The organism is Micromonospora sp. C95 (assembly GCF_018070465.1).
In the GTDB taxonomy this organism is placed as follows: Bacteria; Actinomycetota; Actinomycetes; order Mycobacteriales; family Micromonosporaceae; genus Micromonospora.
In genome coordinates this window covers 86,225-101,769 of record NZ_JAGPXT010000003.1, presented here as the reverse complement: position 1 = coordinate 101,769, position 15,545 = coordinate 86,225, and the positions used below count along the sequence as shown (strand labels likewise).

General features: G+C 72.5%; 2 protein-coding genes. Both read left to right on the top strand.

Annotated features, from left to right (window positions below; genetic code table 11):
* The first annotated feature begins 16 nt into the window (after nt 1-16).
* A complete protein-coding gene (locus KBX00_RS05140) occupies nt 17-7,768 on the top strand; it encodes a non-ribosomal peptide synthetase (protein WP_210823789.1) in 7,752 nt (2,583 codons plus the stop codon).
* A 10-nt stretch (nt 7,769-7,778) separates the two neighbouring features.
* Complete coding sequence (locus tag KBX00_RS05135) at nt 7,779-15,542, top strand: non-ribosomal peptide synthetase (RefSeq protein WP_210823787.1); 7,764 nt, start codon at nt 7,779-7,781, stop codon at nt 15,540-15,542.
* Nucleotides 15,543-15,545 lie beyond the last annotated feature (3 nt).

Sequence of the window (15,545 nt, the reverse complement as noted above, 5' to 3'; positions counted from 1 at the left end):
CCGATTTGGAGAAACAATGATTCCGTTGTCGTTCGCGCAGCGCCGGTTGTGGTTCGTGGACCGGTTCGAGGGCCCGTCGCCGACCTATAACGGCGCTTTCGCCTTGCGGTTGACCGGTGAGCTGAACGTCGGTGCGCTGGAGTCAGCGCTCCGGGACGTCATCGACCGGCACGAGGTTCTCCGTACGGTGATCGTCGAAGGCGACGACGGAATCCCGTACCAGGAGGTGCTGCCATCCGGAGCCAGGCCGTTCGACCTGCCGGCCGTCGAGATCGCGGAGGCGGACCTGCCGGCGGCGGTCGACGCGGTGGCCAAGGAGACCTTCGACCTGGCCGCAGACACCCCGATCCGCGCCCGGCTGCTGCGCACCGGCACCGGTCGACACACGCTCGTCCTGGTGGTGCACCACATCGCCCTGGACGGGGAGTCGCTCGGGCCGCTGCTGCGCGATCTGAGCATCGCGTACGCGGCGCGTCGCCAGGGGCGGGCCCCGCAGTGGGCGCCGCTGCCGCTGCAGTACGCCGACTACACGCTGTGGCAGCAGGAGATGCTCGGCGACGAGTCCGACCCGCAGAGCGTGGCCGCTCGGCAGTTGGCGTACTGGCGTGCGGCGCTGGACGGTCTGGCACAGCCTCTGGCGCTGCCGACGGACCGGCCCCGTCCGCGAGTGATGCGCTCGCACGGCGACCTGGTGGAGTTCCCGATCGAGCCCGAGCTGCTCGCGGCCGTGCAGCGACTCGTCGCCGAGCAGGACGTCACGGTGTCGATGGTCATGCACTCCGCGCTGGCGGTGCTGCTGCGCCACCTCGGCTGCGGCGACGACGTGCCGATCGGTGCGCCGATCGCCGGCCGGGTCGACGAGGAACTGCGTGACCTGGTCGGATTCTTCGTCAACACCTGGGTGCTGCGGGTCGACCTCAGCGGCAACCCGACCTTCCGGCAGCTGCTCGACCGGGTGCGTGATCGCTGCCTCGGCGCCTACGACAACCAGGACCTGCCGTTCGAACGACTGGTGGAACTGCTCAACCCGGACCGCTCCACCGCGTACCACCCGTTCTTCCAGGTGATGCTCGCCTGGCAGGAACCCCTGGGGGAGCTCGCCTTCGCCGGTCTGGAGACCGAGTCGGAGACCCTGGAGACGGGGACGGCCAAGTTCGACCTGTTCTTCAACATCATCCCGAACGGTTCCGGCGGTGCCGGCGTCCGCCTGGAGTACGCCACCGACCTGTTCGACCGGCACACGGTCGAGGGCGTCGCCGCCCGCTTCACGCGGGTGCTGCGTCAGCTCGTCGCCGACCCGGACCGCGACGTCGACCGGACCGACGTGCTCGCGCCGGCCGAACGCGACCGGTTGCTCAGCCGGTTCAACGACACCGCCACCACGATCGACGAGCAGACGATCCCGGAGCTGGTGGCGCGCCAGACGGCCCGGACACCGGACGCCGTGGCGCTCGTCTGCGACGGTCGTACGCTCACCTACCGCGAACTCGACGACCGGGCGGACCATCTCGCCCGGGAACTCGTGCGGCGCGGGGCCACGCCGGAGGACCTGGTGGTGTTGGCGGTGCCGCGCTCGGCGGACCTGGTGGTCGGCCTCCTCGGGATCCTCAGGTCCGGTGCCGGGTACCTGCCGATGGACACGCGGTATCTGGGTGCGCGGGCCGCGGGCGTGCTGGCCGAGGCGCGTCCACGCTTCGCCGTCACCGACACCGCCACCTCGGCCGAGCTGCCCCACGACGACATGTCGGTCGTCAACCTCGACGACCGCGAGAAGTGGGCGGCACCCGACGGGACGTCCCCGATCCCGCCGGCCGCCGACAACCTCGCGTACGTCATGTACACCTCGGGCTCCAGCGGCAGGCCGAAGGGCGTCGCGATAACCCACCGCAACGTCGTCAACGGAGTGCGGGCGTTGACCCGCCGCCTGGACGCGCCGCCCGGATGGCGGATGCTGGCCGGCACCTCGGTCAACTTCGACGTCTCGGTCTTCGAGCTGCTGACCACGTTGTCCACCGGCGGCACCGTCGAGGTGGTGGCCGACGCGCTGGCACTCGGCGAGCGCGACGGCTGGGACGGCCACGTGGTCAGCGCGGTGCCGTCGGTGCTCGGCGAACTGACCGCCCACCTGGACCGGGCACCGAACGTCAGTACCGTCGTCCTCGCCGGAGAGGTGCTGCCCGGTCGCCTGGTGCGGCAGATCCGCGAGGTCCGGCCCGACGTGCAGATCGTCAACTCGTACGGGCAGAGCGAGAGCTTCTACGCCACCACCTTCTCCCTGCCGGCGGAGCAGGACTGGACGCACAGTGACGTCGCGCCCATCGGTACCCCGCTGGACAACGTGCGCGCCTACGTGCTGGGTCCGGGCCTGGTGCCCGTACCGCAGGGGGTGCTCGGCGAGTTGTACGTCGCCGGCGCCTCGCTCGGGCGTGGCTACCACGGTCACCCGGGACTGACCGCCGACCGCTACGTGGCCAACCCGTTCGGCCCGGCCGGCGAGCGGATGTACCGCACCGGCGACCTGGTCCGCTGGCGGGCCGACGGCCAACTGGAGTGCGTCGGTCGCGACGACAGCCAGGTCAAGGTGCGCGGTTTCCGCATCGAGACGGCCGAGGTGGAGGCGGCCTGTACGCAGCACCCCGGGATCAGCGAGGCCGTCGTGATCACCCGCGAGGTGCCCGGCGGCGGGCGGCGGCTCGTCGCCTACGTGGTGCACACCGGCGACGGTGGGGTCGGCGACGACGGCGCCGGTGGCATCGGCGACGTCGACGTGCAGGCCGGCGCCTCGGCAGCCGAACTGCGCGAGTTCGTCGCGGCGCGGCTGCCCGACTACATGGTGCCGTCGGCGTTCGTCGCCCTGAGCCGACTTCCGGTCGGTCCGACCGGCAAGTTGGACCGCTCGGCCCTGCCCGAGCCGGAGTTCTCCGGTGGGACCTACCGGGCGCCGCGCACCGAGGCCGAGTCCATCATCGCCACCGCGTACGCGGATGTGCTCGGGGTCGACCGGGTCGGTATCGACGACGACTTCTTCGGCATCGGCGGGGACAGCCTGCGCTCGATCCAGGTCGTCGCGCGGGCCCGGGCGCGCAACCTGCACCTGACCACCCGGGAGATCTTCGAAGGCCGCACCGTGGCCCGGCTCGCCGAACTGGCGGGCGCCCGAGGGGACCGCACCCCCGCGCTCGTCGAGGACGCCGGTGGCGGGGTCGGCCCGATGGTGCTGCCCCCGGTGGCCCGGCAGGTCTTCGAACACGGCGGCGCGATCGACCGCTTCGCCATGGCCATGACGGTGGAGCTGCCGGCCGGCATCGACACCGACGGGCTGACCGCGACGCTTGACGCCGTCCTCGACCGGCACGACCTGCTGCGGGCGCGGCTGGTCCGCGACGGCGACCTCAGCCTCGACGTCCGCCCGCCGGGCAGCGTACGGGCGGGCGACCTGCTGCACCCGGTCACCTGCGACGGCCACTGGGCGGAGCCAGCGGCGCTGGCGCAGGCGCAGGCGCAGCTGCAGGCCGCGCTCGGCCGGCTCGACCCGGAAGCCGGGATCATGACCGACTTCGTCTGGTTCGCCGCGACCGACGGCACCGGTCGACTGCTCATCGTGCTGCACCACCTGGTCGTGGACGGCGTCTCCTGGCGCATCCTGATGTCGGACCTCGCCGAGGCGTGGCACCGGATCGGCTCCGGACGCCCGGCCGAACTGCCCGCGGTCGGCACGTCGGCTCGCCGGTGGACCGCTGCCCTGGCCGACGAGGCGATCTCCCCGCGGCGGGAGACCGAACTGGCCTACTGGCGGGACCTGCTGGAGCTGCCGAACCCGCCGCTGGGACAGCGGATGTTCGACCCGTCGGTGGACCTGATGGGCACCGTCGACACCGTGCGGCTGCGGCTGCCCGCCGAGGTCACCGACGTCGTGCTGACCGAGCTTCCGGCGGCGTTCCGGGCGACCGGGACCGACGTGCTGCTCGCCGCGCTGGCCCTGGCCCTGGACCGGTGGCGCGGTGCGCCGCAACCCACCGTGGTCCGGCTGGAGGGGCACGGCCGCGAGGAGGACGTCGTGCCCGGTGCCGACCTGTCCCGGACCATGGGGTGGTTCACCAGCATGTACCCGGCCCGGGTGGCGGTACCCGGGGTCGACCTCGCCGACGTGCTGGTCGGCGGCCCGGCCGCCGGTACGGCGATCAAGCTGGTCAAGGAGCAGTTGCGCGAGGTGCCCGACAAGGGCCTGGGCTACGGACTGCTGCGCTACCTCAACCCGGAGACCGCCGAGCAGCTTGCCGACTACCCGGCACCGCAGATCGGCTTCAACTACCTCGGCCGGATCTCCGACACCGATGTGCCCGAACACCTGCGTACCCACGGGTGGGTGCCGGCGTCCTGGTCCACCGAGCTGATCGCGATGCCCGACCCGGACCTGCCAGCCCTGTCCGCACTGGAGGTCAACTCGGTCGCCGTGGACACCGCCGACGGCACCCAGCTCCAGACGATCTTCATGTTCCCGTCCGGGGTGCTGTCCCGGGAGCGGGTCACCGAACTGGCCGACCTGTGGGCCGAGGTGCTGCGGGGCATGGCCGTGTACGCCGCCCGTACGCCCATCGGTGGCCTCACCCCCTCGGACGCCCCGCTGGTCTCGGTCCGGCAGGACGAGATCGAGAGCTGGGAGCAGCGCTACGGCCGGCTGGCCGAGGTGTGGCCGCAGGCGCCCGGCCAGTCCGGCATCCAGTTCCAGGCCGCGCTCGCCGACGACACCTTCGACGTCTACCACATGCAATTCGTGCTGCACCTGTCCGGACCCGTCGAACCCACGAGGATTCGGTCGGCGGGACAGGCGTTGCTGCGCCGGTACCCGAACCTGCGCTCCGCGTTCCTCACTGCGACCGACGGCGATCCCGTCCAGGTCGTGCCGGAACACGTCGCCCTGCCCTGGCGGCACATAGACCTGACCGGGCAGGGCGACGCGGAACAAGACGCCGCGCTGGACCGCCTGCTGGCCGAGGACCGGGCCGACCGGCTCGACCCCGCCCGGCCGCCGCTGCTGCGCCTGGCCCTGCTCACCTGCGGACCGCAGCGGGCCAAGCTGGTCATCACGGCACACCACACCCTGTTCGACGGCTGGTCGTCGCCGCTGGTGATCAAGGACCTGGTCCAGCTCTACGCCGACAACCAGGCGCTGCCTCCGGTCCGCGACTACGGCGACTACCTGGCCTGGCTGTCCCGCCAAGACCGCCAGGAGTCGGCCGCCCGGTGGCAGGCCGAACTCGCCGGCTTCGACCAGCCGACCATCGTGGCGCCGGACACCCCGATCGCCGAGGAGGCGTCCGCGCTCGGGCGCGTCGAGGTGCCGTTCTCGATCGACCAGGGCCGCGAGCTCGCCGGGCGGGCCGGGCAACTCGGGGTCACCCTGAACACGCTCCTGCAGGGCGCGTGGGCGATCCTGCTGTCGAAGCTGACCGGCCGGCCGGACGTGGTGTTCGGCGCCGCGGTCAACGGCCGTCCGGCGGAGCTCACCGGTTCCGACGAGATGGTCGGCCTGTTCATCAACACCCTGCCGACCAGGGCCTACTGCCGGCCGTACGACAGCCTCGGCGAGGTCGTCACCGAGCTGCAGAACCGGCAGGTCGCGCTGCTCGACCACCACTACTACGGGCTGGCCGACATCCAGCGGGGCACCGGGCTCCCCGCCCTGTTCGACACGATCGTCGTGTTCGAGAACTATCCGATCGACCGGGTCGGCATCGTCGAGGCGAACGTCGCCGCCGGGTTCACCATCGACCGCATCCGGCCGCTCGCCGGCTCGCACTACCCGCTCACGCTGAACTCCTCCGATCCCTATCTGCGGCTCTCCCTGGACTACCAGACCAACCTGTTCGACCGGGACGCGGCCGAGGTGATCGCCGCGCGACTCGTCCGGGTGCTGGAGCAGATGCTCGACGACCCGACGACGGCCGTCGGCGCCGTGGACGTGCTCTCCGACCACGAGCGGGACTGGTTGCTGCGCCAGGTCAACGACACCACCCACCCGGTGGCCGCGGACACGCTGCCCGGCGCGTTCGAGGCCCAGGTGGCACGCGACCCGGACCGGCTGGCGCTGATCCACGAGCGGGAGAACCTGACGTACGGCGAGTTCAACCGGCGCGCCAACCAGCTGGCGCACTGGTTGATCGAGCAGGGTGCCGGACCCGAGCAACTGGTCGCGGTGCGGATCCCCCGCTCGGTGGAACTCCTGGTGGCGATCTACGCGGTGGTCAAGGCCGGCGCGGCCTATCTGCCGCTGGACACCGAGCTGCCGGCCGACCGCACCCGAAAGGTGTTGGACAGCGCGAAGCCGCTGCTGGTGCTCGACCAGGACCTGCCCGACGTGTCCGGCTGCCCGACGGAGAACCCACGGCGCACGCTGTCGCCGGAGAACGCCGCATACGTCATCTACACCTCCGGCTCGACCGGCATGCCCAAGGGCGTGCAGGTGACGCACCGGGCGATCATGAACCGGCTCCGGTGGGGCCTGGCACACTTCGACGTCGGCGCCGAGGACCGCGTGCTGCTGAGCACCACGGCGAGCTTCGACGTGTCGGTGCCGGAGCTGTTCGCACCGCTACAGGTCGGCGCCGCCGTGGTGATCGCCCGGCCGGACGGACGCCGGGATCCCGCCTACCTCAGTGACCTGATCCAGCGGGAACGGGTGACGGGCGCGGACTTCGTGCCCTCCCTGCTGGAGGCCTTCCTGACCGAGCCGACGGCCAAGGAGTGCGACAGCCTGCGCTGGATGGAGGTCGCGGGGGAGGCGTTCCCGGCCGCCCTGGCCAACGCGGCGGTCGACCTGCTGCCCGGCTGCGAGGTGCACAACCTCTACGGCCCGACCGAGGCCGCCGTCGAGGTCACGGCGTGGCGGCACGTGCCGGGCGCGGACCGGGTGCCCATCGGCGCGCCGGTGTGGAACACCCAGGTCTACGTGCTCGACGGGTCGCTGCGCCCGGTCGCGCCCGGGGTGGTCGGCGAGTTGTACCTCGCCGGCGCCGGGCTGGCCCGCGGCTACCTGGGACAGACCGGGCTGACCGCCGGCCGGTTCGTCGCCTGTCCGTTCGGCACGCCCGGATCCCGGATGTACCGCACCGGCGACCTGGTGCGCTGGAACCAGGACGGCCAGGTCGAGTACCTCGGGCGGTCCGACTTCCAGGTCAAGGTTCGCGGGTTCCGCATCGAGCTGGGCGAGATCGAACAGGTGCTCACCGCACTCCCGCAGGTCGGCACCGCGGTGGTCGTGCTGCGCGAGGACCGCCCCGGCGACCAGCGGTTGGTCGCGTACGTGGTGCCGGCCGACCCGGCCGGGGACTCGGCACGGCTGGACCTGTCGGCGCTGACCGAGCAGGCCCGGCAGAACCTCCCCGAGTACATGGTCCCCTCGGCGATCGTCCCGCTGGCTCAGCTTCCCCTGACGTCGAGCGGGAAGCTCGACCGCAACGCACTGCCCGCCCCGGAACAGACCACCACCACGACCGGGCGGGGACCGCGTGACCACACCGAGGAGGTTCTCTGCCGGCTCTTCGCCGAGCTGCTCGGGGTGGACGAGGTGGGTATCGACGCCGACTTCTTCGAGCACGGTGGCCACTCCCTGCTGGCCACTCGCCTGATCGGCCGGATCCGCAAGGAACTCAAGGTCGACGTCAAGGTCACCATGGTCTTCCGCAGTCCGACAGTCGCCCAGCTGGCGGCGCAGATCGGGAAGCTCTCCACCTCAAGTCGCCCTCAGCTGCGCCCGATGAACGTGTAGGAGTGCGTCGATGATCCCGTTGTCCTTCGCCCAACGCCGGATGTGGTTCCTCCACCGCCTGGAGGGCGCGTCCGCGACGTACAACATTCCGTTCGTTCTGCGCCTGAGCGGGCCACTGGACACCGCGGCGCTGTGCGCGGCCTTCACCGATGTCATCGCCCGGCACGAGAGCCTGCGTACCCTCATCGTCGAGGACGCGGACGGCACCCCCGAACAGCGGGTGCTGTCGCCGGAGGAGGCCGTCTTCCAGAGCCGGTTCCTCACCGTCGCCCGCGACGCCTCGCCCGCCGCGGTGCAGGCCGCGGTACGCCAGGGGTTCGACCTGCAGACGCAGATTCCGCTGCGAGCCACGATCTTCCAGGAGGCTGCGCAGGAGCACCTGGTGGCGTTCGTGTTCCACCACATCGCCGCGGACGGGGCGTCGATGGGTCCGTTCCTGCGGGACCTGGTGACGGCGTACACCACCCGCCTGCGGGGTGCCGCACCACAGTGGGCCCCGCTGCCGGTGCAGTACAAGGACTACACGATCTGGCAGCAACAGCTGCTCGGCGACGAGTCCGACCCGGACAGCATCGCCGCGGCGCAGGTCGAGTACTGGCGTACGGAGCTGGCCGACGTGCCGCAACCGGTGCACCTGCCGCTGGACCGGCCGCGTCCGACGGCCGCCAGCCACCAGGGCGGTCACGTCGACTTCGAGCTGGACGAGGAGCTGCTGACCGGCGTCGCGAAGATCGCCGCGCAGCACGGCGCCACCGCCCCGATGGTTGCCCAGGCCGCGCTGGCGGTGCTGCTGCACCATCTCGGCGCCGGCAACGACCTGACGATCGGCAGCCCGATCGAGGGGCGCGCCGACGAGCAACTCGACGACCTGATCGGCTTCTTCGCCAACACCTGGGTGCTGCGCGTCGACCTGTCCGGGAACCCGACGTTCGAGGATCTGCTCAGGCAGGTCCGGGACCGGGCCCTGGCCGCGTACGACAACCAGGACGTGCCGTTCGAGCGTCTGGTGGAGCTGCTGAGCCCGGACCGGACCACCGCCTACCAGCCGCTGTTCCAGGTGATGCTGGCCTGGCAGTTCGAATGGGCGCAGGTCGAGCTGCCGGGGCTGCGGGTCACCCCGGTCCCGGCGGGCACCGGGACCGCGAAGTTCGACCTCTTCTTCAACATCGTCCCGGCCCCGGCCGGCGGCGCCTACGGGCGGCTGGAGTACGCGACCGAACTGTTCGACCCGGCCACGGCCGAGCGCCTCGTCGACCGCTATCTGCGGGTGCTGCGGCAGGTGGTCGCCGATCCCGCGGCGCGGCTCGCCGCCGTGGACCTGCGCACCGACGCCGAGCGGGACCGGCTGGCCCGGCTGAACCGGACGACGGCACCGGTGCCGGACGCCACGGTGGCGGAGCTGGTCGCCGCCCAGGTGGTCCGCACCCCGGACGCGACGGCGGTGGTGTGCGGACCGGCCACGTTGTCGTACCGGGAACTCGACGTCCGCGCGAGCCGGCTGGCCGCGCTGCTGCGGCAGCGCGGTGTCGGACCGGACGTCCTGGTCGCCGTCGCCCTGCCACGGTCGGTGGAGCTGGTGGTCACGCTGCTGGGCGTGCTCAAGGCCGGCGGTGCCTACCTGCCGGTCGACCCCAGCTACCCGGCCGGGCGGGTCGCCCTCCTGCTCGAGTCCGCCCGACCGGCCCTGGTGGTGACCGATGCCGCGACGGCGGCGGTGGTCGCCGGCACGCAGCCGGTGCTGCGGCTCGACGACCTGTGCCTGGACGGCCCGGTGGCGCAGCTGCCGGCGGCCGGTGTGCGGCCGGAGCATCTCGCCTACGTGATGTTCACGTCCGGGTCGACCGGCGTGCCGAAGGGGGTCGCGGTCACCCACGGCGGTGTGGTCAACGGCGTGTGGGACCTGCGCCGCCGGGTGGGGGTCGAGGCGGGCTCCCGGATGCTGGCCGCGACGTCGGTGAACTTCGACGTCTCGGTCTTCGAGACCTTCACCGCGCTGACCACCGGCGCGAGCATCGAGATCGTCCGTGACGTGCTCGAACTCGCCGAACGGGGCGGCTGGTCGGGAACCACCGTCAGCGCCGTGCCCGCGGTGTTCTCCGCCCTGCTGGATCAGCTCGGTGCGGGCACGCCGGCACGCCCCGCACTCGACGTGGAAACCGTCGTCTTCGCCGGTGAGGCCCTCTCGGCGGATCTGGTCCACGAGGTCCGGCGCGCCCTGCCCGGCGTCCGCGTCGTCAACGCGTACGGGCAGACGGAGAGCTTCTACGCCACCACCTACCCGGTTCCGCAGCAGCTGGCCGGCTCCGAAGCGGTACCGATCGGAGCACCCCTGGCCAACATGCGCGCCTACGTGCTGGGGCCCGAACTCGCTCCGGTCGCGCCCGGCGTGATCGGTGAGCTGTACGTCGGAGGTCGGCTCGCCCGCGGCTATCACCGCGACGCCGGGTCGACCGCCGAGCGGTTCGTCGCCTGTCCCTTCGGGCCGGCCGGCGCGCGCATGTACCGCACCGGCGACCTGGCCCGGTGGGACGACGACGGCCACCTGCGGTACGCGGGACGCGTCGACACGCAGGTGAAGGTGAACGGCATCCGGGTCGAGCCGACCGAGATCGAGACCGTCCTCAGCCGACACCCCGAGATCGGCCGGGCGGCGGTGACCGTGTGTCAGGACTGCAACGGCCGGACCCGGCTCGTCGGCTACGTGGCGCCGGCGGACAGCACCACCGGCGACGGTCCGCGACGACGGGCGGCCGGTCTGTCCCCGGCGGAACTGCGCGCGTTCGCGGCCGAGCGGCTGCCGGACTACCTGGTTCCTGCCCAGTTCGTGGTGCTGGACCGGCTGCCGTTGACGGCGAGCGGAAAGCTGGACCGGGGCGCCTTGCCCGTGCCGGAGTTCGCCGGCACCGAGCATCGGGCGCCGCGCAGCGCCGTGGAGCAGCTGCTGGCCGAGGTGTACGCGGACGTCCTGGGCGGCGGGCCGGTGGGGATCGACGACGACTTCTTCACCAGCGGCGGCGACAGTATCCGTTCCATCCAGGTCGCCGCGCGGGCCAAGACCCGTGGGCTGGTCCTCAGCCCACGGGAGATCTTCGAGCACCGCACCGTCGCCCGGCTCGCCGAGCTGGTCGACGGCCGGGCGGACGAGGAGCCGGTGACCCTGGCCGAGCTGCCCGGTGGTGGCGTGGGCTGGGCGCCCCTGCCGCCGACGGCGGCGCACGTGCTCGCGCTCGGCGGGGGCGTCGGCCGTTTCTGCATGTCCGCGATGCTCACCCTGCCCGAGGGCATCGACCACGCCGGACTCGTCGCGACCCTGCAGGCCGTGCTGGACCGACACGACGTGCTGCGGTCCCGGCTCGACCGGGCCGGGTCGGGCATCGTCATGGCGGCCGTCGGCAGTGTGGACGCCGCCGCGTTGCTGCGCGAGGTCACCCTCGGCGACGTCGATGTGCGGGCCGAGTTGGACGCGGCGGCCGACCGGCTGGATCCGGACGCGGGCGTCATGGCCCAGTTCGTGCGATTCACCTCCGACGCGGAGATGGACCGGCTGCTCATCGTGCTGCACCACCTGGTCGTCGACGGGGTGTCGTGGCGGATCCTGGTCCCGGACCTGGTGTCCGCCTGGCAGCGGGTCAGCGGCGGCAATGCCGCAGCACCGGTCGCGGTGGGCACTTCGCTGCGGCGGTGGATGTGGGGGCTGGCCGATGCCGCGACCAGCCCGCAACGAGTGGCGGAACTTCCCGTCTGGCAGGAGATCCTGCGGGCCGACGAGCCGGTGCTGGGCGCTCGTCCGCTCGATCCGGCCCGCGACGTCGCGGCCACCGTCGACACGCTGCGTGTCCAGGTGCCGCCGGAGGTCACCCGGACCCTGCTGACCACCGTGCCCACGGTGTTCCGGGCCGGTGTGGACACCGGGCTGCTGGCCGGCCTGGCGCTGGCGCTGAGCCGCTGGCACGAGACGCGGGGCGCGCAGGGCGCCTCGACGCGGGTGCGGCTGGAGGGGCACGGCCGGGCCGAGCACGTGCTCCCCGGCGCCGACCTGTCGAGCACCGTCGGCTGGTTCACCGCGATGTTCCCGGTGCGGCTGGACCTGACGGGCGTCGACCTGGTGGACGCGTTCGCCGGTGGCCCGGCCGCCGGCCGGGCGATCAAGGCCGTCAAGGAACAGTTGCGGGCCGTGCCGGACAACGGCATGGGATACGGCCTGCTGCGCCACCTGAACACGCACACCGCCGCCGCGCTGGCCGGCATGCCTGAGCCGCAGATCGGTTTCAACTACCTCGGCCGCGCCTCCGGCGCGGACATTCCTGAGGATCTTCGCGGCCTCGGCTGGGCGCCGGACACCACGTACCGGGATCTGATCGCCGCCCCGGACGCGGACATGCCGGCGTTGTCGGCGCTGGAGATCAACGCTGTCGCCGCGAGCACCGGCGACGGTGACGAGCTGACCGCCTACTTCGGTTTCCCGACCGGCGTGCTCGACCGTGACGAGGTGACCGAGCTGGCCGGGCTGTGGGTCGACGCGCTTACCGCCCTGGCGCGGCACGCCACCACCCCCGACGCCGGTGGGCTGACCCCGAGCGACGCGCCCCTGGTCGAGGTGAGTCAGGCGGAGATCGACGGGTGGGAGAGCCGGTTCGGTGCGCTGGCCACCGTCTGGCCGACCACGCCGGTGCAGTCCGGGATGTTGTTCCACACCGCGCTGGCCGGGTCGTCGTTCGATGCGTACCACATGCAGCTGGTCTTCCACCTGTCCGGCGCGGTCGACCCGGAGCGGCTGCGCCGCGCCGCGCAGGCGCTGGTGGGGCACCATGCCAGCCTCCGGGCCGCCTTCGTCGACCGCGCGGACGGCGGCGTGGTGCAGGTGGTGCCGCAGGAGGTGTCCCTGCCGTGGCAGTACCACGACCTGACCACGTTGGACGAGGCGGAGCGGACCGAGAGGTTCGAGCGCTTCCTCGCCGGCGACCGGTCCGCGCACTTCGACGTGGGCAGCCCACCGTTGATCCGGATGGCCCTGGTCGTCCCGACGCCCGGCCGCGCGGAACTGGTGCTGACCGCCCACCACGTGCTGATCGACGGTTGGTCCATGCCGCTGTTGATGCGGGACCTGCTGCTGCTCTACGCCTCCGGCGGCGACCCGGCCGCGTTGCCCGCGCCCGGCGACTTCGGTGAGTTCCTGCGCTGGCGCGCCCAGCAGGACGACGAGGAGTCATCGCGGGTGTGGGCGGCCGAGCTGGCCGGGGTCGAGGAGCCCACCCTGCTCGCCCCCGGTTCGGACCAGGCGGCCGTCGAGGGGGTCGGTCAGGTCACCGTCGCGCTCGACCCGGACGAGGCGCAGGCCCTCGTCCGGCGGGCAGCCGAGTGGGGCGTCACCGTCAACACCCTGGTGCAGGGTGCCTGGGCGCTGCTGCTCGGCCAGCTCACCGGCCGCCAGGACGTACTGTTCGGTGCGACCGTCTCGGGGCGCCCGCCCGCGGTGACCGACGTCGACTCGACGGTCGGCATGTTCATCAACACCCTTCCGGTGCGCGTCGAGTACGCACCCGGCGACACCATCGCGGCGGTGCTCACCCGGCTGCAGGGTCGGCAGGCCCGCCTGCTGGAGCACCACCACTTCGGGTTGACCGAGATCCAGCAGGCGGTCGGCCTGCCGTCGCTGTTCGACACACTCGTCGTCTTCGAGTCCTATCCGGTCGACCGGGACGCGCTCGACGCCGCCACCGACGCCGCCGACGGTGTCGCCTTCACCGGCCTGCGCCCGTCGACGGCCACCAACTATCCGCTGACCCTGATGGCGGCGGCGGATCCGCAGCTCGAACTCCTCCTGCAGTACGCGCGGGGCGTCTTCGGTCCGGACGCGGTGCAGGCGCTGGCAGCCCGCCTCGCCCGCGTCCTGCGGCACCTCGTGGCCACCCCCGGCCTGACCGTCGGGCAGCTCGACATCCTGGACGCGGCCGAACGCCACCTGCTGCTCACCGAGGTCAACGACACGGCCACGCCGACCCCGCAGACCACGATCGTCGGGCTCGTCGGGGCCCAGGCGGCGCGGACCCCGGACGAGGTCGCCGTGGTCGCCGGGGGCGAGTCGCTCACGTACCGCGAGTTGACCGCCCGGGCCGCCCGCCTGGCGGACGAACTCACTGGCCGTGGCGTGGGCCCGGAGTCGGTGGTGGCGGTGTCGCTGCCGCGCTCGGCGGACCTGGTCGTCGCCCTGCTGGCGATCCTGCGGGCGGGCGGCGCGTACCTGCCGGTCGACCCCCGGTATCCCAGCACCCGCACCGCCGCCATCCTCGGGGAGGCCCGGCCGTGCCTCGTCCTGACCGACTCCGCGACGGTCGCAGAGTTGCCGGAGCACGGCGCACCGGACGTCCTGCTCGACACGCTCGACCTGTCCGGCGACCACACCGGCGTCGAACCGCGCGTGCAGGCACAGCAGTTGGCGTACGTGATGTACACCTCCGGCTCCACGGGCCGGCCCAAGGGGGTGGCCATCACGCACGCGAACGTGGTCAACGGCGTGCTGCGGCTCGCGTCCCGGGTGGGCCTGGCACCCGGCAAGCGGCTGCTCGCCGGCACCTCGGTGAACTTCGACGTCTCGGCGTTCGAGATCTTCACGACACTGGCCACCGGCGGCGTCGTCGAGGTGGTCCGGGACGTCCTGGCCCTGGCCGAGCCGGCGGGCTGGCACGGCAGCGTCATCTCCACCGTGCCGTCCGCCTTCGCCGAACTCGTCGCCGAGATCGCCGGCCGGACCAGTGTGGAGACCGTCGTCTTCGCCGGTGAGGCCCTGCCCGTCTCGCTCGTGGAGAAGACGCGGCAGGCCTTCCCCGGGGTACGGGTGGTGAACGCCTACGGGCAGAGCGAGTCGTTCTATGCCACCACCTGCACCGTCGCCGAGGACGCGGCGAACCCGGCGGGAAGCGTGCCGATCGGCACCCCGCTGGGCAACATGCGGACCTACGTCCTGGGCCCCGGCCTGGCGCCGGTACCGCCGGGGGTGGTCGGCGAACTGTACGTCGGCGGCAGCGTCGGTCGTGGCTACCATGGCCGGGCCGACCTGACCGCCGAGCGCTTCGTCGCCGACGCCTTCGGCCCGCCCGGCGCCCGGATGTACCGCACCGGCGACCTGGCCCGGTGGAACGACGACGGGCAGCTGGAGTACGCGGGCCGGGGCGACGCACAGGTCAAGGTGCGCGGCTTCCGGATCGAGCCGGGCGAGGTCGAGACGGTCGTCGGCGCGCACCCGGCGGTCGACCAGGCCGTCGTGGTGTCCCGGCCGGGCGCGGGCACCGGTGCCCGGCTCGCCGCCTACGTCGTGGCCGGGGGCGAGGTCGACGCCGCGGAACTCAGCCGGCACACCGCCGAGCGGTTGCCGGAGTTCATGGTGCCCTCCGCCTTCGTGCTGCTGGACCGGCTGCCGTTGCTGGCCAACGGCAAGCTGGACCGGGCCGGGCTGCCCGAGCCGGAGTTCGGCGGTACCCACTACCGGGCGCCGCGCACCCCGCGGGAGGAGTGCCTGACCAGGCTCTTCGCCGAAGTGCTGGGGCTGGAGCGGGTCGGCGTCGACGACGATTTCTTCGATCTGGGCGGGCACTCGCTGCTCGCCACCCGGCTGATCAGCCGGGCCCGGGCGGAAACCGGAGCGGAGATCCCCATCCGCACGATCTTCGACCGGCCCACGGTGGCCGCGCTCGCCGACTGGCTGGACCGGGCGGGACCGGAAGCACCGGCAGCTCCGCGTCGCCCTCGCCTGCGCAAGATGACCGTAGAGGAGTAAGCA

Excerpts from the sequence above, each read along its gene's own strand:
- KBX00_RS05135 (WP_210823787.1), top strand. The coding sequence starts at position 7,779 with ATGATCCCGTTGTCCTTCGCCCAACGCCGGATGTGGTTCCTCCACCGC.
- KBX00_RS05140 (WP_210823789.1), top strand. The coding sequence starts at position 17 with ATGATTCCGTTGTCGTTCGCGCAGCGCCGGTTGTGGTTCGTGGACCGG.